Annotated in this window: 15 protein-coding genes; 3 read left to right on the forward strand and 12 right to left on the reverse strand. The window is 72.3% G+C overall.

Features of this window, described 5'->3' with window-relative positions:
* Positions 1-238: 238 nt before the first annotated feature.
* The 3 genes from D7294_RS23030 to thyX form a co-directional block, all read right to left on the reverse strand.
* Positions 239-1,924 (reverse strand): ribonuclease J, encoded by a 1,686-nt coding sequence (locus D7294_RS23030; RefSeq protein ID WP_120682843.1) that lies wholly within the window; start codon positions 1,922-1,924, stop codon positions 239-241.
* Between the two features lie 129 nt (positions 1,925-2,053).
* Positions 2,054-2,953 carry a 4-hydroxy-tetrahydrodipicolinate synthase gene (gene dapA, locus D7294_RS23035; RefSeq protein WP_120682845.1) on the reverse strand — a complete coding sequence of 300 codons (900 nt, stop codon included), beginning with the start codon at positions 2,951-2,953 and terminating at the stop codon, positions 2,054-2,056.
* Between the two features lie 205 nt (positions 2,954-3,158).
* Positions 3,159-3,881: an FAD-dependent thymidylate synthase gene (thyX, locus tag D7294_RS23040; protein ID WP_120682847.1), complete on the reverse strand. Its 723-nt coding sequence runs from the start codon at positions 3,879-3,881 to the stop codon at positions 3,159-3,161.
* 169 nt (positions 3,882-4,050) lie between these two features.
* Between thyX and D7294_RS23045 the strand changes: the two genes are divergently transcribed.
* Together D7294_RS23045 and D7294_RS23050 are read left to right on the forward strand one after the other, a co-directional pair.
* Positions 4,051-4,275: a hypothetical protein gene (locus tag D7294_RS23045; protein ID WP_120682849.1), complete on the forward strand. Its 225-nt coding sequence runs from the start codon at positions 4,051-4,053 to the stop codon at positions 4,273-4,275.
* Between the two features lie 68 nt (positions 4,276-4,343).
* Positions 4,344-4,892 carry a hypothetical protein gene (locus D7294_RS23050; protein ID WP_120682851.1) on the forward strand — a complete coding sequence of 183 codons (549 nt, stop codon included), beginning with the start codon at positions 4,344-4,346 and terminating at the stop codon, positions 4,890-4,892.
* A gap of 122 nt (positions 4,893-5,014) precedes the next feature.
* Here D7294_RS23050 and D7294_RS23055 read toward each other — a convergent pair whose 3' ends face one another.
* The 6 genes from D7294_RS23055 to eccD all read right to left on the reverse strand — a co-directional run bounded on the left by D7294_RS23055 (position 5,015) and on the right by eccD (position 12,249).
* Positions 5,015-5,470: a hypothetical protein gene (locus D7294_RS23055; protein ID WP_120682853.1), complete on the reverse strand. Its 456-nt coding sequence runs from the start codon at positions 5,468-5,470 to the stop codon at positions 5,015-5,017.
* 2 nt (positions 5,471-5,472) lie between these two features.
* Positions 5,473-6,240 carry a 4-hydroxy-tetrahydrodipicolinate reductase gene (gene dapB / locus D7294_RS23060; protein WP_120682855.1) on the reverse strand — a complete coding sequence of 256 codons (768 nt, stop codon included), beginning with the start codon at positions 6,238-6,240 and terminating at the stop codon, positions 5,473-5,475.
* Between the two features lie 71 nt (positions 6,241-6,311).
* Complete coding sequence (locus D7294_RS23065; protein ID WP_120682857.1) at positions 6,312-7,682, reverse strand: M16 family metallopeptidase; 1,371 nt, start codon at positions 7,680-7,682, stop codon at positions 6,312-6,314.
* Entirely contained in the window at positions 7,679-9,910 is a 2,232-nt protein-coding gene (locus D7294_RS23070; protein ID WP_120682859.1) for a polyribonucleotide nucleotidyltransferase, read from the reverse strand. Before D7294_RS23070 ends, D7294_RS23065 begins: the two co-directional genes overlap by 4 nt.
* 330 nt (positions 9,911-10,240) lie before the next feature.
* Positions 10,241-10,531: a 30S ribosomal protein S15 gene (rpsO, locus tag D7294_RS23075; protein ID WP_120682861.1), complete on the reverse strand. Its 291-nt coding sequence runs from the start codon at positions 10,529-10,531 to the stop codon at positions 10,241-10,243.
* Positions 10,532-10,725: 194 nt separating this feature from the next.
* On the reverse strand, positions 10,726-12,249 hold the full coding sequence (eccD, locus tag D7294_RS23080) for a type VII secretion integral membrane protein EccD (RefSeq protein ID WP_120682863.1): 1,524 nt from the start codon (positions 12,247-12,249) through the stop codon (positions 10,726-10,728).
* Positions 12,250-12,381: 132 nt separating this feature from the next.
* Here eccD and eccCa point away from each other — a divergent pair, with 132 nt between their 5' ends.
* Entirely contained in the window at positions 12,382-16,380 is a 3,999-nt protein-coding gene (eccCa, locus tag D7294_RS23085; protein WP_120682865.1) for a type VII secretion protein EccCa, read from the forward strand.
* A gap of 323 nt (positions 16,381-16,703) precedes the next feature.
* Here the strand turns inward: eccCa and D7294_RS23090 are convergent, their stop codons facing one another.
* From D7294_RS23090 to mycP, 3 genes are read right to left on the reverse strand one after another with little or no spacing between them, the layout of a single operon-like run.
* Complete coding sequence (locus D7294_RS23090; RefSeq protein WP_120682867.1) at positions 16,704-16,994, reverse strand: WXG100 family type VII secretion target; 291 nt, start codon at positions 16,992-16,994, stop codon at positions 16,704-16,706.
* Between the two features lie 45 nt (positions 16,995-17,039).
* Entirely contained in the window at positions 17,040-17,384 is a 345-nt protein-coding gene (locus tag D7294_RS23095) for a WXG100 family type VII secretion target (RefSeq protein WP_120682869.1), read from the reverse strand.
* A gap of 33 nt (positions 17,385-17,417) precedes the next feature.
* Positions 17,418-18,638: a type VII secretion-associated serine protease mycosin gene (mycP, locus tag D7294_RS23100; protein ID WP_158674685.1), complete on the reverse strand. Its 1,221-nt coding sequence runs from the start codon at positions 18,636-18,638 to the stop codon at positions 17,418-17,420.
* Between the last annotated feature and the right edge of the window lie 947 nt (positions 18,639-19,585).

Consider the following 19,585-nt stretch of genomic DNA (forward strand, 5'->3'; position numbering starts at 1 on the left):
CTGAGCCAGGATCAAACTCTCCGTGAATGCTTCACGCGAGAATCCTCGCTAAAAATGAACTACTCAATCAATAAACTGGCATTGACGAGAATAGACACGCTGTTGAGTTCTCAAGGAACGGACCCTCCGCGGGACCCGGGGCAGTTGGCCTTCCCGGCTTCCCGTTGCGGCGGTGTCGTAAACGTACTGGAGCGGGGCGCCTGGATGCAAATCCAGGCGCCCCGCCGCCAGATGGGGCTCAGACGTCGACCACGACCGGCATGATCATCGGGCGCCTGCGGTACGTGTCGGAGACCCACTTGCCCATCGTCCGCCTTACCAGCTGCTGGAGTTGGTGCGGATCGACCACGCCGTCCTGGGCCGACCTGGACAGGACCTCGTCGATCTTCGGGATGACCTCGGCGAAGTCCGAGTCCTCGATGCCGGAGCCCCTGGAGTGGATGCTCGGCCCGCTGACGATCTTGCCGGTGCTGCTGTCCACCACGACGAAGACGGAGATGAAGCCCTCGTCGCCGAGGATCCTGCGGTCCTTCAGGCTGGATTCGGTCACGTCGCCCACGGACAGGCCGTCCACGTACACGTACCCGGCCTGGGTCTTGCCGACGATCTTCGCCTTGCCGTCGACCAGGTCGACCGCGACGCCGTCCTCGGCGATGACGATCCGCTCGGCCGGCACGCCGGTCATGGCGCCGAGTTCCGCGTTTGCCCGCAGGTGCCGCCACTCGCCGTGCACCGGCATCAGGTTCCTGGGCCGGCAGATGTTGTAGAAGTACAGCAGTTCGCCGGCGGAGGCGTGACCCGAGACGTGCACCTTGGCGTTGCCCTTGTGGACCACCGTCGCGCCCCAGCGGGTGAGGCCGTTGATGACGCGGTAGACGGCGTTCTCGTTGCCGGGGATCAGGGAGGAGGCCAGGATCACGGTGTCGCCCTCGACGATCCGGATCTGGTGGTCCCGGTTGGCCATCCGGGACAGGGCCGCCATCGGCTCGCCCTGCGAGCCGGTGCAGACCAGGACGACCTCGTTGTCGGGGAGGTCGTCGAGCGCGCGGACGTCCACGACGAGCCCGGCGGGCACCCGCAGGTAGCCGAGGTCCCTGGCGATGCCCATGTTGCGGACCATGGAGCGGCCCACGAAGGCGATCCTGCGGCCGTGTTCGTGGGCCGCGTCCACGATCTGCTGGATGCGGTGGACGTGGCTGGCGAAGCTGGCGACGATGATGCGCTTCTCGGCCCGCGAGAAGACCTGCCGCAGCACGCCCGAGATCTCCCGCTCGGGGGCGATGAATCCGGGTACCTCGGCGTTCGTCGAGTCGCACAGCAGCAGGTCGATGCCCTCCTCGCCGAGCCGTGCGAAGGCTCGCAGGTCGGTGAGCCGGCCGTCGAGGGGCAGCTGGTCCATCTTGAAGTCGCCGGTGTGCACGGCCATTCCGGCCGGGGTGCGGATGGCGACGGCCAGCGCGTCGGGAATGGAGTGGTTGACGGCCACGAACTCGCAGTCGAAGGGCCCGATGGGCTCGCGATGTCCCTCGCGGACCTCAAGCGTGTACGGCCGGATGCGGTGTTCCTGCAGCTTCGCCTCGATCAGCGCGAGCGTCAGCTTCGATCCGATGAGCGGGATGTCTGGCTTCTCGCGCAGCAGGTACGGCACGCCGCCGATGTGGTCCTCGTGGCCGTGGGTGAGAACAATGCCGTCGATGTCGTCGAGGCGGTCCCTCAGGCAGGTGAAGTCCGGCAGAATGAGGTCGACGCCCGGCTGTTCCTGTTCGGGAAAGAGGACGCCGCAGTCGACGACGAGGAGCCGCCCTCCGTATTCGAAGACGGTCATATTGCGGCCGATTTCGCCGAGGCCGCCGAGCGGGGTAACGCGTAGGCCACCCTCAGGAAGGCTCGGCGGCGGGCCGAGTTCTGGGTGCGGATGACTCAAGAGACTCTCCTGACCACGCGCGCCACCTGCCCTGGTGAGGGCACGTGGCGCGCGTGTCTGTGTGCACTGGTCGGTATTCAGTTATCACCTTGAGCGAGGTGATTCGCGTGGTGCTTCGCGTCTGGTTTCTCAGATCTGTACCCCGCCGGCGGTGAGATCCCGCTTCAGCTGCTCGCTCTCCTGCTCGGTCAGCCCGACGAGGGGGAGCCGGAGCGGGCCGCCCGGGAGACCGAGCATGCCGAGGGCCGCCTTGGTGGTGATCACACCCTGGGTACGGAACATGCCGGTGAAGACCGGCAGGAGCTTCTGGTGAATCTCCGTGGCCTTGGCGACGTCGCCACTCGTGTAGGCGTCGACCAGCGCGCGCAGCTCGGGGGTCACCAGGTGGCCGACCACGGAGACGAAGCCGACGGCCCCGACGGACAGCAGGGGCAGGTTCAGCATGTCGTCGCCCGAGTACCAGGCGAGGCCGGTGGTGGCGATGGCCCAGCCGGCGCGGCCGAGGTCGCCCTTGGCGTCCTTGTTGGCGACGATCCGGGGGTGACCTGCCAGCCTGACCATGGTCTCGGTGTCGATCGGCACGCCGCTGCGGCCGGGGATGTCGTAGAGCATCACGGGCAGCCCGGTGGCGTCCGCGACGGCGGTGAAGTGCTGGTAGAGCCCCTCCTGCGGAGGCTTGTTGTAGTACGGCGTGACCGCGAGCAGTCCGTGGGCGCCGGCCTCCTCGGCGGCGCGGGCCAGCTCGACGCTGTGCCTGGTGTCGTTGGTGCCGACGCCGGCCACCACGTGCGCGCGCTCGCCGACCGCCTCCACCACCGCGCGGACCAGCCTGGCTTTCTCGGCGTCGCTGGTCGTGGGGGACTCGCCGGTGGTGCCGTTGACGACCAGGCCGTCGTTTCCCGCTTCCACCAGATGGACGGCGAGCCGCTGCGCGCCGTCGAGGTCGAGCGAACCGTCCGCCGTGAATGGCGTGACCATGGCGGTGAGGACCCGCCCGAAGGGGGTCTGCGGTGTGGAGGTCGGTGCCATAGGTTCCACGCTACCCGCAGCTCAGAGTGCCGGGGCCCATCGGGGCGAACAAGCTGTGGAGCCCGGCGCTGCCTGCTCGGGGGTTCAGGCAGCGCCGGGTCCGTTCAATCACCCTAGATGAACTTCGCGAAATGTCGCAATACGTGACACTTCAATCGGGTTTTCCTTAGGGCACACCGGCCCGGTGGGGCGGGGGTTGTGGCCGTCAGGGGGCCACGCGGCCGTTCGCGTTGAAAGCGGCGTGGGTGAGCGGCATCAGCCGGGCCCACTCCTCCTCCATCCGCCTGCCGACCAGCTCGATCTCGCGCTGCGGGAAGGAGGGGACCTTCGCCCGCTCGTCCTGGGTGCGCAGGCCGAGGAAGTGCATCAGCGAGCGCGCGTTGCAGGTGGCGTACATGGAGGAGAACAGGCCCACCGGGAGCGCGGCCCTGGCGACCTCCCTGGCCACCCCGGCGGCCAGCATCTCCTGGTACGCCTCGTACGACCGGAGGTAGGACTCCTCCAGGACCTTGCGCACCAGCGAGCGCTGCCCGGCGGTGCCCGGCACGAAGCGGTACTTGCCCGGGCGGCCCTCCTGTACGAGGTTGCGGTCCTCGCCCGGGACGTAGAACACCGGCTTGAGCTCCCGGTACCTGCCGCTCTCCTCGTTGTAGGACCAGCCGACGCGGTGCCGGTGGAACTCGCGGAAGACGAAGATCGGCGCGCTGACGAGGAAGGTCATCGAGTTGTGCTCGAAGGGGCTGCCGTGCCGGTCGCGCATCAGGAAGTTGATGAGGCCCTTGGAGCGCTCGGGGTCCTTGCCCACCTCCTCCAGGGACTGCTCGCCGGCCGTGGAGACCCGCGCGGCCCACAGCACATCCGTGTCCGAGGCACTGTGTTTGACCAGTTCGACGGTGATGTCGCTGCGGAAGCTCGGGAGGTCGTTCATCGGCGCGTCCTTTCGAGGGCGGCACGGGCAGGGCGGCACCACCCTAGGACCGTCACGTGAGGTGACGGGAGCCCGGCGGAGAGCAGCCCGCAAATCGAACCTTTGTCATCGAGTCGGATTCTTCAGCTGATAACTTTGTATCCACCCCGATCAGGAGAGGAGTACCGGCATGTCGTGGCCCATCGATGAGGAACGTCCCGGCGTCTCTCCGGGCGGCGCACCGGGCGATCCGGCCCGCGGGCCGCGCCCGAGCCTCGGCCAGCGGCTGGGGCACCTGCTGGTCGGGCTCATCGTGATATCCGGGCTCGTGGGCGCGTTGCTGCTGGCCAGACCCGCCCTGGACGTGGAGCACGGGTCCGCCCCCGACGCCCCGGAGGCAGCCGACAACCGCTGAGCGCGATAGCCTCACCGTTCACAGCACGTCCCCCCTGTGCTCGACTGTGATACGAACGAGGACCAGCCGTGCCCCTGACCTTTCTCGCGGCCGACCGTGACGCCTCCACGGCCGCTCAGCCGGACGTTCCGCTGCCCCACTCCGACCAGGACTACTGGCGGCGCCCCTACCGTCTGGGCCCCTGGCGCGTCGGCATCGCCGCCGTCATACTGCTGATCTCCGCCTACCTGATGATCTCGGCGCTGATCATCGCGCTGGCCGGGCCCCCGGCGGGGGCCGGCGTCACGGTGGGCACCGCCGTGGTGACCATCGCCCTCGCCCTGCGCCTGCTGCGCATGGGGATCTGGGTCAGCTCCCGCGGCCTGCGCCGCGTCGGCCTGCTCGGCACCCGCACCCTGCGCTGGCGGGAGATCTCGCGCGTGCACACCGTTCAGCAGCCCGTGAAGTGGCTGGGGCTGCCGCGCACCGTGCAGGGCCAGGGGCTGCTCGTGGAGCGGCACCACGGCGAGCCGCTGCGGATGCTGCTCACCGACCACAGCGCCGACTTCCTGGGCCGCCCCGAGGTCTTCGACCGGGCCGCGGACACCATCGAGGCCTGGGCGGCCGAGCACCAGTAGCCCCCGCGGGCGCTCGCGCCCGGGCACGCCCCGGGAAGGGGCGTCCCCCGGGACCGGTGGCCGCCCGGTGGCGTCGGCGCCGCGGGAGACGCCTCCCCGGGGCGTTCGCCCGGCTGGGGCGGTCAGTGCTCGGGCGAGGCGCTTCCCGCGTGCAGCGCGATCGCGTGCTGCATCGCCTTCCTGGCCCGCGGGGTGTCCCGGGCGTCGTGGTAGGCGACCGCGAGGCGGAACCAGCAGCGCCAGTCCTCGGGATGGGCCTCCGCCTCGGCCCGCCGCTGCGCGAACACCGCGTCCGCCGCCTCGCGCTGGATACGGCCGCTCGGCGCGCGCGGCAGGTCGTCCACGGGCAGCCCGCCCTCGGCGTCCAGCTCGCGGGCCAGCCGGTTGGCGTCCAGCACGAACCGGAGGCTGCGCCACAGGAACCAGGCCCCCAGCAGCGGCAGGACCAGCACGGCCGCCCCCAGCGGCACCGACACCCAGGTGCCGTGCGCGATGAGCAGCACCCCGCGCTGGCCGGCCAGCAGGAAGTAGCCCACCAGGGCGGCGCTCATCAGGAAGTACAGGAACCTGGCGCGCACGGTCAGCCGTCCAGCTCCATGAAGTGCTCAAGGCCGAAGGTGAGGCCGGGCGCGCCCGCGATCCGGCGAATCCCGAGCAGCACGCCCGGCATGAACGAGGCGCGGTTCATCGAGTCGTGCCGGATGGTGAACAGCTCCCCCTCGCCGCCGAACAGCACCTCCTGGTGCGCGACCAGGCCGCGCAGCCGCACCGCGTGCACCGGCACCCCGGAGACGTCGGCGCCGCGGGCCCCGGGCAGGGCCGTGCCGGTCGCGTCCGGCTGGGCGGGCAGCCCGGCCTCCTCGCGGGCCCCGGCGACCAGCTGCGCGGTGCGCACGGCCGTGCCGCTGGGGGCGTCCGCCTTGCCCGGGTGGTGCAGTTCGACGATCTCCACGGACTCGAAGAAACGCGCGGCCTGCCGGGCGAAACGCATGGTGAGGACCGCGCCGATGCCGAAGTTCGGCGCGATCAGGACGCCGGTGCCGGGCGAGTCCGCGAGCCAGTCGCGCAGCGCCGCCAGCCGCTCCTCGGTCCAGCCCGTGGTGCCGACGACCGCGTGGATGCCGTGGCGCACGCAGAACTCGACGTTGGCCATCACCGCGTCCGGGTGCGTCAGGTCCACGGCCACGGTGGCGCCTGCCTCCACCAGGGTGGACAGCGGGTCGCCGCGGCCGAGGGCGGCGACCAGCTCCATGTCCCCCGCGGACTCCTCCGCGGCCCGCACCGCGCGCACCGCCTCGGAGCCCATCCGCCCGCCGGCCCCGAGGACCGCCACGCGCAGCTTGCTCATAGTTCTTCTCGTCCCTCGACTGTTCTGCTCGCCCGGCCGGGTGGTGGCCGGGCCCACGGCCGCCGATTCTCTCAGGCCACGGCCTCGGACAGGCGGGCGGCCTGGCTGCCGCTGAGCCGGCCGATGACCGCGAGCGAGGGCCGTTGCCCCAGCACCTCCCCCGCCACCTTCCGCACCTCGTCGGGAGTGACCGCGGCGATCCGGTCCAGCAGCTCGTCGACCGAGAGCTGCTCGCCCCAGCACAGCTCGCTCTTGCCGATGCGGTGCATCAGCGAGCCGGTGTCCTCCAGGCCGAGCACGGTGGAACCGGTGAGCTGGCCGATCGCCCGGCGCGTCTCCTCCTCGTCGAGGCCGTGTTCTGCCACCTCGGCGAGCTGCTCGCGGCAGATCCGCAGCACGTCGGAGAGGCGGTCGGGGCGGCAGCCCGCGTAGACGCCGAACAGGCCGCAGTCGGCGTAGCCGGAGGTGTGCGTGTAGACGTTGTAGGCCAGGCCCCGTTTCTCGCGGATCTCCTGGAACAGGCGCGAGCTCATCCCGCCCCCCAGGGCGGCGGAGAGCACGCCGAGGGCCCAGCGGCGCTCGTCGTGGCGGGAGACGCCCGGCATCCCCAGGATGACGTGCGCCTGCTCGGTGCGGCGCTCCAGCACGTCCACCCGGCCCGCGGCGCGCAGCCCCCGCTGCCCCGAGCGCGGCCCCACCGGCTCGGCGCCCGCCTCCGCGCCGGCGGACAGGGCCTCCCCGAATGCCTGCGCGACCTGGGCCACGAGGGCGTCGTGATCGAGGTTCCCGGCGGCGGTGACGACCAGGCGGGTCGGGTCGTAGTGGCGCCGGTAGAAGCGGGCGATGCGGTCGCGGGTCAGGGCGTTGATCGTCTCGACGGTGCCGAGGACGGGGCGGCCGAGCGGGGAGTCCCCGAAGAGGGTGCGCGCGAACAGGTCGTGCACGCCGTCGCTCGGGTCGTCCTCGGTCATCGCGATCTCCTCCAGGATGACGCCGCGCTCGGCGTCCACCTCCTCGGGGGCGATCACCGAGCCGGTGAGCATGTCGCAGACGACGTCGACAGCGAGCGGCAGGTCGGCGTCGAGCACCCGGGCGTAGTAGCAGGTGAACTCCTTCGTGGTGAAGGCGTTCATCTCACCGCCCACGGCGTCGATGACCGAGGAGATGTCCAGGGCAGAGCGCCGCCTCGTGCCCTTGAAGAGCAGGTGCTCCAGGTAGTGCGTGGCGCCGTTGAGCGCCGGGGTCTCGTCGCGGGAGCCGACCCTGGCCCAGATGCCGAAGGACACGGAGCGCACCTGCGGCACCGTCTCGGTCACGATCCGCAGCCCGCCGGGCAGCACCGTCTTGCGCACGGCGGAGCCGGTGGCGGGACGCGGACGGGGCACGGCCCGCCCCACCTCAGCGGTGGGGCGGGCCGTCGTCGCGCGGGGCGTACCGGTCACTTCTCGGCAGCGCCCTTCTCGGTGGCCTGGGCCTCGCCCTCCGCGGCCCCGTCCTCCAGGACGGGGATCAGGGACAGCTTGCCGCGCTGGTCGATCTCGGCGATCTCGACCTGGACCTTCTGGCCGACGCCGAGGACGTCGTCCACGTTCTCCACCCGCTTGCCGCCGGCCAGCTTGCGGATCTGCGAGATGTGCAGCAGGCCGTCCTTGCCGGGCAGGAGGGAGACGAAGGCGCCGAAGGTGGTCGTCTTGACGACCGTGCCCAGGTAGCGCTCGCCGACCTCGGGCATCGTCGGGTTGGCGATGCCGTTGATCGCGGTGCGGGCGGCCTCGGCGGCCGGGCCGTCGGCGGCGCCGATGTAGATCGTGCCGTCGTCCTCGATGGTGATGTCGGCGCCGGTGTCCTCCTGGATCTGGTTGATCATCTTGCCCTTGGGGCCGATGACCTCGCCGATCTTGTCCACCGGGATCTTCACCGTGATGATCCGCGGCGCGTTCGGGGACATCTCGTCGGGGACGTCGATGGCCTCGCTCATCACGTCGAGGATGTGCAGCCTGGCGTCCCTGGCCTGCTTGAGCGCGGCGGCCAGGACCGAGGCGGGGATGCCGTCCAGCTTGGTGTCGAGCTGGAGGGCGGTGACGAACTGCCGGGTGCCGGCGACCTTGAAGTCCATGTCGCCGTACGCGTCCTCGGCGCCGAGGATGTCCGTCAGCGTCACGTAGTGCGTCTCGCCCTCGATCTCCTGCGAGATCAGGCCCATCGCGATGCCGGCCACCGGCGCCTTCAGCGGCACGCCCGCGTTCAGCAGGGACATGGTCGAGGCGCAGACCGAGCCCATCGAGGTGGAGCCGTTGGAGCCGAGGGCCTCGGAGACCTGCCGGATCGCGTAGGGGAACTCCTCGCGGCTGGGCAGCACCGGGATCAGCGCCCGCTCGGCCAGCGCCCCGTGCCCGATCTCGCGGCGCTTGGGGGAGCCGACGCGGCCGGTCTCGCCGGTGGAGTACGGCGGGAAGTTGTAGTTGTGCATGTACCGCTTGCGGGTCACCGGGGACAGCGTGTCGAGCTGCTGTTCCATCCGGAGCATGTTCAGCGTGGTGACGCCGAGGATCTGCGTCTCGCCGCGCTCGAAGAGCGCCGAGCCGTGGACCCGCGGGATCGCCTCGACCTCGGCGGCCAGGGTGCGGATGTCGGTGACGCCGCGGCCGTCGATGCGGACCTTGTCGCGGATGACGCGCTCGCGCACCAGCTGCTTGGTCAGCGCCCGGTAGGCGGCCGAGATCTCCTTCTCGCGGCCCTCGAACTGCGGCAGCAGCTTCTCGGCGGCGACGGTCTTGACCCGGTCGAGCTCCGCCTCGCGGTCCTGCTTGCCCGGGATCGTCAGCGCCTGCGCCAGCTCGTCCTTGACCGCCGTGGTCAGCGCCTCCAGGACGTCGTCCTGGAAGTCGAGGTAGATCGGGAACTCGGCGGTCGGCTTGGCGGCCTTGGCGGCCAGGTCGGACTGCGCCTTGCACAGCACCTTGATGAACGGCTTGGCCGCCTCGAGCCCCGCGGCCACGACCTCCTCGGTCGGCGCGGTCGCGCCGCCGCGGATCAGGGTGATGGTCTGCTCGGTGGCCTCCGCCTCGACCATCATGATCGCCACGTCCCCGTCCGGCAGCACCCGGCCGGCGACGACCATGTCGAAGACGGCCTCCTCCAGCTCCGTGTGGGTGGGGAAGGCGACCCACTGGCCGCGGATCAGGGCAACCCGGGTGCCGCCGATCGGCCCGGAGAACGGCAGGCCCGCCAGCTGCGTCGAGCAGGAGGCGGCGTTGATGGCGACCACGTCGTAGAGGTGGTCGGGGTTGAGCGCCATGATCGTCTCGACGATCTGGATCTCGTTGCGCAGGCCCTTCTTGAACGAGGGGCGCAGCGGGCGGTCGATCAGGCGGCAGGTGAGGATCGCGTCCTCCGAAGGACGCCCCTCGCGCCGGAAGAAGGAACCGGGGATCTTGCCCGCCGCGTACATCCGCTCCTCGACGTCGACGGTGAGCGGGAAGAAGTCGAGCTGGTCCTTGGGGTGCTTCGAGGCGGTGGTGGCGGAGAGCACCATCGTGTCGTCGTCGAGGTAGGCGACCGCGGAACCGGCCGCCTGCCTGGCGAGCCGGCCGGTCTCGAAGCGGATCGTGCGGGTGCCGAAGGAGCCGTTGTCGATGACGGCCTCGGCGTAGTGGGTTTCGTTCTCCACCTTGGAATGTCTCCTCTTCTCCGTCGCGCCGTGGGGCGGCGGGACGGTGCGGTGGAGCACCTCCGTGCGGGCCGGCCATCGATCGAAGCTCCCGGGACGCCGCCCGGGGGCCACTACCGAGGACCGGCGTCGGTGCGGATGGCGCTCCGCCTCGTGTGTGTCGGGTATGTCGTTGTGCCGCTGGGTCCAGCCTACAAAGGAGGCGGCGTCCCGGCCCGGTTTCGCTCCGGCCCCGGGGAGCCACGGCGCCCCGCGGCCGGTGGCCGGGGCGCGGGCGGGGAGTACGGCGAAGGAGCGGCCCCCAGCGGTGGCCGCTCCCTCGATGGCGTCTTACCTGGCGCCCGCCGCGCCGCGGCGGATGCCGAGGCGCTCCACCAGGGTGCGGAAGCGCTGGATGTCCTTGCTCGCCAGGTACTGGAGCAGGCGGCGGCGCTGGCCGACCAGGAGCAGCAGGCCCCGGCGGGAGTGGTGGTCGTGCTTGTGGGTCTTCAGGTGCTCGGTCAGGTCCGAGATGCGGCGCGAGAGCAGCGCCACCTGGACCTCGGGGGAGCCGGTGTCGCCCTCCTTGGTGGCGAACTCGGCGATGATCTTCTGCTTCGTTGCGGCGTCGAGCGACGACACACGTACTCCTTGGTGGTGTTCATCTGGCCACCGAGTGCCCCTGGTCTGACCCGCAGGGGAACTTCCGGAACTCGGGAGGCGGGGTCCGCTGAGCGCTTCCTCCAGAAGACTCCGGGGGCGCGTACGCAAACGGCCAGTGAGCACCGTACAACAGATCCGGCCGGTGAGCACATCGGCCCAGGCCCCAAGGCCCCTCAGCCGCTGGTCAGGCCGCGGGCCTCGCCGTAGACGTCAAGTACCGCCAGACACAGCGGAATCAGGGACAACAGTACTACGCCTTCGGTGAGGTCGAGGACGCGTCCCCAGAAGGGCGTCAGCCCCGCCCTGGGCACGATCAGGGCGACGGCGGCGAGCAGGCCGGCCGCCGCGGTGAGGGCGGCGGCCAGCCACAGGGTGTGCAGCGAGTCCGTTCCCTCCGGCCGGCCGCCCGCCGTGGCGGCGTCGAGCACGAAGCCGAGGACGAGCAGGACCAGGGCGGTCAGCCCGGCCGCGAGCAGGACGGACACCTGGACGGCGTAGCGGAACAGCCGGGCCCGGGTGAGCAGGGCGACGGCGGCGGCCAGCGCGAGCAGCCGGCCCCAGCCGTCGGAGGCGAAGCCGAGCACCCCGGCCGCCGCGACGGCGAGCGCCGCGCAGCCGCCGGTGAGGCCCAGGAGGATCTGGTGGCCGCGCCGGGCCTGGGCGGCGATGCGGGCGGTGTCCAGCGGATCGGGGCGGTCCTCGGAACGCGGCCCGCCGCCCGGGGCCGTGCGCGGGTCGGGGGGCGGCGCCGGCGTCTCGTAGCCGACGGGCAGCCGCACCAGGGCCGCGGTGAGGGCGGGCAGGAACGCCAGGGCGCCCAGCACGACCGGCAGGCAGAGCGCCGCGGTCTGGACGGGGGTGCCCTCGGTGAGCAGGGCGCAGAAGGTGGCGAGCGCGCCGAGGGTGGCGGCGCAGGCGCCCGCGGCGAACCAGCTCGCCGCCTCGGGCATCGCGGCGATCAGCACGGCCGAGGCCAGCAGCACGGCCAGGCAGCCGAGCAGCAGCTGCAGGCGCCCGGCGCCGTGCCCCGCGTCCAGCGGAAGCGCCCCCGTGCCCCCGACCAGGGCGTGCGGCAGGGCCGCCAGCCCGGAGGCGACGGCCGCCGCGCGGTCCTCGTAGACCCGGGCGCGCACGGCGGCGAAGGCGATCAGCAGCACGGCGAGGACGCCCGCGAGGACGCCGGGCAGCCCGTGCATGTCGTGCCGGTCCGGCTCGCCCAGCCACAGCGCCGCCGCGGTGAGCGCGGCCAGCACCCCCGCGGCGATCAGCCCCCCGGCGCGCAGCATGCCGTCGTGCCACAGCAGCCGGTCGTGGGTCACGGCCTCGGCGACGGCGTCGGTCACGTCGTCGTGCACCGGCGGCGGCAGCGAGTCGGCAAAGGGACGCAGTACCAGGACCTCGCCGTCCAGCACCCGCTGGGCGCCGAGGGTGCGGGCGCCGTCCAGGACGGTGCCGTCGCGCCGCACCAGGTGATAGCCCACCGGGGCGCCCGGGTCCGGGGCCTGCCCGGCGAGTCTGAGGAGCTCGGGGTACAGGTCGGCCAGCGGGACGTCCTCGGGCAGCGCCAGGTCGACGCGGCTGCCCGGCGCCGCCACCGTCACCCGGCAGAACCCGGTGCCCGTCCCCGTGGCCGGCGCCTGCACCGCCCGATTCGCCTGCCCACCCGGGCTCGCCGGCCCGGTCGCGGTCGTGCTCACGGTACGTTTCCCCCCTCACGGTTGCGCACGCAGTGCGCCCGTCACCCTACCGGCTGTGCTGTCGGTGGTGGTCAGTAGGATGCGGAGCGCGACACCAGCCGTACGTCTGCCGTTGCCGCGGGGGGGATTTCGTTGAGCCAGATCGTGGTCAAGCGGCCGCCGCGCGCCCTTCCGGAGAAGGTCGCCGACGAGCCCGTGCACCTCGCCTCGCCGCCCGAGCTGCCCAGAGGGCAGCAGGAGAGCGTGCTGATGCAGCTCGTGCCGATGCTCGGCATGGGCACCTCGGTCGTCTTCTTCTTCATGCCGAACGCCGCGCCGATGATGCGGGTGATGGGCATGCTGATGCTGGTCTCGACGGTCGGCATGCTGGTCGCCATGGTCGTCCGCTTCCGCCGCGGCACCCAGGGCCAGATGGCCGAGGCCAGGCGGGACTACCTCAAGTACCTGGCCCGCACCCGGGAGGCGGTGCGGCGGACGGCGCGGGAGCAGCGGGACTCCCAGCTCTACCTGCACCCGGCCCCCGACCAGCTGTGGGCGCTGGTGGCCGAGGGCAGCAGGGTGTGGGAGCGGCGGCCCGGCGACGCCGACTTCGGGCAGGTGCGCCTCGGCCTCGGCGAGCACCAGCTGGCGACGCCCCTGGTGCCTCCCGACGCGGCGCAGGCCGACGAGCCCGAGCCGCTGACGGCCGGCGCGATGCGGCGCTTCCTCGACACGCACGGCACGGTGCGCGGGCTCCCGATGGCGGTCTCGCTGCGCGGCTTCCACCGGATCGCGCTCACCGGCGAGCCGGAGACCGCCCGCGGCACGGCCCGCTCGCTGGTGGTCTCCCTGACCGCGCTGCACTCGCCCGAGGACGTCACCGTGGCCGTGGCCTCGTCGGCGGACGCGGCCGGCGCCTGGGAGTGGGCGAAATGGCTGCCGCACACCCAGCTGGCCTCCCTGGACGGCGCGGGCACCCGGCGGCTGCTGGGGCGGCAGGTGCCCGACCTGGAGCAGGAGCTGGCGGGGCGGCTGAAGGGCAGGGGGCGGTTCTCCCCCGGCGGCAAGCCGGTGCTCGACGCGCCGCACGTGCTGCTCGTGCTCGACGGCGTCCGGTTGCCCCCGCACTCGGCCTTCGCTGCCGCCGAGGGCCTTCAGGGCGTCACCGTGCTGGAGCTGCTGCCGGGCGGTGAGCCGGGCCGCGGCGAGCCCTTCGGCGGTCCCGGGCCGGCCCGGGGCGCGCTGTGGGTGCACTGCACGCCGGGCGAGCTGCGCCTCGAGTCCCCCGAGGGCACCGTGTTCGAGGGCGAGCCCGACGTGCTGCCGCCCGCCGCGGCCGAGGCCCTGGCCAGGCAGCTGGCGCCGCTGCGCCTGGGCACGGCGGCGGACGAGGACGAACCGCTGCTCGCCGAGCTGGACTTCGCGGAGCTGCTCGGGCTCGGGGACCCCGCCGCGGTGGACGTGGCCAGGACCTGGCGCCCGCGCTCGGCGGGCGAGCGGCTGCGGGTGCCCATCGGCGTGGACGAGGAGGGCCAGCCGGTGATGCTGGACCTCAAGGAGGCGGCCCAGGAGGGCATGGGCCCGCACGGCCTGTGCGTGGGCGCCACCGGCTCGGGCAAGTCGGAGCTGCTGCGCACGCTGGTCCTCGGCCTGGCGGTCACCCACACCTCGGAGACGCTGAACTTCGTGCTCGCCGACTTCAAGGGCGGCGCCACGTTCACCGGCATGGCCGGGCTCCCCCACGTCTCCGCCGTCATCACCAACCTGGCCGACGACCTGACCCTCGTCGACCGGATGGGCGACTCGATCCGCGGCGAGCTCCAGCGCCGCCAGGAGCTGCTGCGCGCCGCGGGCAACTACGCGAACCTCGGCGACTACGAGAAGGCGCGCGCGGCCGGGGCCCCGCTCGAGCCGCTGCCCTCGCTGGTGCTCGTGATCGACGAGTTCAGCGAACTGCTCTCCGCCAAGCCCGACTTCATCGACATGTTCATCCAGATCGGCCGGATCGGCCGGTCGCTCGGCGTCCACCTCCTGCTGGCCTCCCAGCGCCTGGAGGAGGGCAGGCTCCGCGGCCTCGACACCTACCTCTCGTACCGGATCGGGCTGCGCACCTTCTCCGCCGCCGAGTCCCGCACCGCCATCGGCACGCCCGACGCCTACCACCTGCCGCAGATTCCCGGCTCCGGCATCCTCAAGTTCGGCACCGACGAGATGGTCCGCTTCAAGGCGGCGTACGTCTCGGGCCCCTACCGCGAGCCCTCGGCGAAGCCCGTGGCCGCCGCGGACGGGCCGCGGCCCCCGGCGCGCCACCCCGTCGTGTTCACCGCCGATCCGGTTCCCGTGGCCCACGCGGAGCCCGGCCCGGCGGCGCCCCACCCCCCGGCCCAGGCCCCGGCCGCCGGCGAGGACGCCCTCGCGGACACGGTGCTCGACGTCATCGCCCGCCGCCTGGAGGGGCAGGGCCCCGCCGCCCACCAGGTCTGGCTGCCGCCGCTCGACTCCTCCCCCACGCTGGGCGAGCTGCTGCCGGGGCTGCGGGTCGAGGAGGGCCGTGGCCTCTCGGCGCCCGGGCGCTCCGGGAGCCTGGCGGTGCCCCTCGGCCTGGTCGACAAGCCCTTCGAGCAGCGGCGCGAGACCCTGGTGCGGGACTTCTCGGGGGCGGGCGGCCACATGCTCGTCGTGGGCGGGCCCCAGTCCGGCAAGTCGACGCTGCTTCGCACCCTGGTCGCCTCCTTCGCGCTCACCCACACCCCGGCCGAAGTCCAGTTCTACGCGCTGGACTTCGGCGGCGGCGGGCTGTCGGCCCTGGAGGGCCTGCCGCACGTCGGCGGCGTCGCCTCGCGGCTCGACCCGGACCGGGTGCGCCGGACCGTCGCCGAGGTGGCCGGGGCCCTGGCCACGCGCGAGGAGCTGTTCCGGCGCCAGGGGATCGACTCGATGCCCACCTACCGCCGGCTCCGCGCCGAGGGGCGGCTGGCCGACCAGCCGCTGGGCGACGTGTTCCTCCTGGTCGACGGGTGGGCCGCGTTCAAGCAGGACCACGACATGACGCTGGAGCCGGTGCTCGCCGACATCGCCACCCGCGGCCTCGGCTACGGCATCCACCTGATCGTCACCGCCTCCCGCCACATGGAGCTGCGGGTGGCCGTCAAGGACCAGCTGACCAACCGCCTCGAACTGCGGCTGGGCGACGCCCTCGACTCGGACTTCGACCGGAAGGTGGCCGCGGCCGTTCCCGCGGACATCCCCGGCCGCGGGCAGACCCCGGAGCGGCTGCACTGGATCTCGGCCCTGCCGCGGCTGGACGGCACCCCGGGCGCGGAGGGACTCACCGCGGCCACGGCCGCCCTGGTGGCCGCCGTGGACGAGGCGTGGAATGGCCCGCCTGCCCCGCGGGTGCGGATGCTGCCGCGCCGCCTGCCCGCCCAGGACCTCCCCAAGGGCTTCGAACGCCCACAGGACGGCATCGCCATCGGCCTCGGCGAGTCCGACCTGGAGCCCGTCTTCCTCGACTTCGACCGGGACCCCTTCCTGCTGGTCATCGGGGAGAACGAGTCGGGCAAGACGGCCGCGCTGCGCCTGATCATGCACAAGCTGACCGAGCGCTACGGCCCGGGCGAGGCGCGCTTCGCCATCACGGACTTCCGGCGCTCGCTGATGGCCGCCGCCCCCGAGGGCTACGTCGCCGGGTACGCCACCACGGAGGCGAAGCTCAACACGGACGTTCTCTCCCTCAACAGCCTCTTCGAGAAGCGCGCCCCGCGGGAGAACATCACGCTCCAGGAGCTGCGGGCGCGCAACTGGTGGTCGGGCCCGCGGATGTTCGTCATCGTCGACGACCACGACCTGGCCTCGGCCGCGGGCAGGAACCCGCTGACCACGCTGGCCGACCACCTGGCCTACGCGAGGGACACCGGCATCAGCTTCATCGTGGCGCGCAACGCGGCGGGCATCGGACGGGCCCTGTTCGACCCGTTCCTGCAGCGGCTGCGGGACGCGGGCGCCCAGGGCCTGCTGCTTTCCGGCGACCCGAAGGAGGGCGAGATCCTGCACGGGGCCAGGGCGCAGCCGCTGCCACAGGGCCGGGCCCGCCTGGTGGGGCGCCGCCGCGACAGCCGCCTCGTGCAACTGGGCTGGCTGCCCGAGGAGTAGCGGGGGCGCCGGCGCGCCCCGTCGGCCGCGCGAGGCTCGGCCGCCGGTGGGGAGTCGGTGGGGATCGGCCGCCGGTGGGGAAGCGGACGCGGATGGGGATCGGCCGTCGGTGGGGAAGCGGCCGCACCGGCGCCAGGGCGCGCCCCAGCCCCTCGGCCGCCACTCGGAAGCCCCTCGGCCCGCCCCTCGGGAGCCGGCGCGTGAGCCGGGGCCCGGGGCGCGGGTCACGGCACGCGAACGGGGCCGTCCGGTGGACGGCCCCGCAGGTGCGTCTGTTGCCTCTTGCGCGACAGGCGGCGCCGGGCCGAGGGCCCGGCGTGGGCTCAGGCCCGGTACTGGGCGGCCTGCCGGTGGTCCACGTGCCGGTAGTCGGCCTGGGCGTTGCCGAGCTGGTTGCCGGTGCGGCCGAGCACCGCGGCCAGGTTGGCCGTCTCCTCGGCGAAGGCCCGCATGTTCTCGTGGAACGCGCGCTGGGCCTCACCGGTCCAGCCGGCCGCCACCCGGTTCAGCGCCTGCGCCAGGTCCTCGATCTTGTGCAGCAGCGCCTGCTCCTGCTGCGTCAGGCCGTCGGCCCCCGCGGTCAGCGCCGCGTAGTTCACGCTGATGTCGGACATGAAGTTCCCTCCCCGTGCGAGCGTGCGCACGAAAGCTCTTCCTCGTCAGAGGCTCGCGATGTTGTCGTTGAGCGCGACGCTCCTCATCTGGGCGGCCTGCTCCTGCTCCTCGGCCGTGAAGCTGTCCCGGCTCATCTGGACCAGGTCCCTGAGGTTCTGCAGGGCCCGGATCAGCCGGTCGAGGTTGAGGCCGGCGTCCGTGGTGCCCTGGGAGAACTGCCGGGAGGCCTCTCCCTGCCACCCGGCGAGCACGTCGCCCGCGACGCCCGAGAGATGGTTGCGGTTCGTCTGGAGCTCCCCCACCACCTCGTCGATCGAGGACGTCAGCCGGGTGATCTCCGCACTCCCGACGACCAGGTCGCCCTGGGCACCGGTCTGTGGGTCAGCCATGTCGAATTCCCCTCCTGAGATTGCTACTTCGCGTCACAGCGTGGTGGCGCGTCTGCGGCTGAGCAGCACCGCCGTCACGGTTCCGCCCATGAGCACGGCGCCGGCCAGTCCGAACAGCACCCACGGCCCCGCCCCGGAGCCGTCCGAGCCGTCCGACGAACTCGCAACCGTCTGCTCGGCCCCCTCGCTCGCCGCGGCCCCCGGCGCGGGCGAGGAGCCCTCGCCCTCGTCCGCGCCCGGCTCGGGCGCGGTGGGCTCGGGCGTGGCCGGCGGGTCGAGCGACGCCTCGTAACTCGGGAAGAGCGGACTCGTGTCCGGCCGTCCCGGTTCCCCCTCCCCATCGAGAATCACCCGATCGGGGCGGACCATCCCATACCCGATGTAGTCGTCCCGCTCGTGGCCTTCCGGCCCGTCCGCGGTCTCCATCATGACCCGCAGCACCTGGTTCTTGGTCCAGTCCGGATGCGCCGACCAGATCAACGCGGCAGAGGCGGAGGCCAATGCGCTGGCACTGCTGGTGCCGCCCTCGGGGTCGAGGCATAGACCGCCCGGGGCGTCCGGACAATGCGAAGGGACGTCATCTGCCGGTGCCGCCAAAGCCAGTTGCGGGCCATGGGTGGAGTAGTGCGAAACTCGCCCGTTGCGGTCTACAGCACCTACCGCCACCACGCCGTCCCGGTCAGCCGGAAAAAACGACGAGTTCTCGGTGTCCCCGTCGTTCCCTGAAGCCGCGAAAATGAGGGCCCCCTGACGGGCCGCTTCCGCAATTGCCTCACTGATCGCCTCGACATCGACGCCGTCCTCGACTTTCCCCCAGGAGATATTGATCACCTGTGCGCCGGATTCGGCCGCGTATTGAATTGCCTCCGCCATGCGCGCATCAAGATCGAAATCGACCTGTCCGTCTCTCTCTCCCACTCGGATCGAGATGAGATCGACATCCGGGGCCAGGCCTCGGACGCCACCACCTTCTCCCGTCCCGGCAATCAGGGCAGCCATGTTCGTTCCGTGGCCTGCTTCGTCCACGGTCGGCCCTTCGGCACCGAAGGTCAGATCCGTACCGCCCACAACTTTCCCTGCCAATTCGGGCAGCGAGTCGTCGACCCCGGTATCGATGACGGCGACGGTCACCCCCTCACCCCGAGTCTGCTGCCACATCTCCTCTACGCGCAGGGTGTCCATGTACCAGGGGTCGTGCACGTCCTCGGCCGAAGCGGCAGGCGCGGTCAGCAGGCCCGGCAGCGTGGAGGCCACCAGAAACAACGGGAAGACCAAGGCAGTCCGTCGGAGTAACAGAGGAAGGCGAGGCATCGGCGTCAGTCGTCCCTTTCCACTCGTTGACGTTGATCGCGCGCATTCGTTCGGCGCCGACGCCGTCCGATCCTGCGGGGCTTTCCGGTAACCCTCGCAGGGCGCTGGCTCTGACGGCCATCCGCATCCGTTCCGCCACGGGGATCCCCACCCGCCTCCTGTCCGGCAATGTGGTCACCGATCACGAGACCGGGCGATAGACGCACTCCCCTGGCCGTCACCTGACGCCGACGTGCCAGACGGCCGACGAGCCCTCCGCCCGGTCCCCTTACGGCCCCGGTGGCGGGATCCCGCATCGCGGGCGCGACACCCGGCTCCACCGCGCCACCGGAGAACGCCCTCCTGGTCGCCTGGCCGGTCTGCCGGGGCACTCCGCCGACGAGACTCTGTTGCCTCGGGGGCGTGGACTGCCCATCCCACCCCCCTTGCCGCACCATCGGCGGGCGTCCTGGCGGAGTACCACGCGTCCGCGCTTCCCCTCCGCCCTCACGGGGGGCACCCGTCACGGGCCGGTTTGTATCAGCAGGGCGCCCGCCCGGGAACCCGCCACTCGGCATCCGCCCTGCAGGCGCCGGGTCAAGGTCGGGAGGCAGCCAGGCGCCACGCCCGACCGGTGGCGCAGCGGGAAGGGGGAGGGGCTGGCCCTCCCTCCCCCCAAGGGGGGGCACTGCCGGGCCACCGCCTGACCGCGTCGGCGGAGTCTCGGTTGGAGAAACCGGATTCGCCGAGTCAAGCGATGTCGTGAGCGGGCCGCTGTCACCGGCCGGCGACGGCTGCGGCTCCTCCTTCCCAGCCGTCGATTCCGGGTACGGAGGCGTCTGCGCATTGGCCGGGATCTCCGTGCCCTCGCCTGCCGAGTCGTTCAGCGCGGCATCTTGCGCCTGCCCTCC

The organism is Streptomyces hoynatensis (assembly GCF_003626535.1).
Classification (GTDB): domain Bacteria; phylum Actinomycetota; class Actinomycetes; order Streptomycetales; family Streptomycetaceae; genus Streptomyces; species Streptomyces hoynatensis.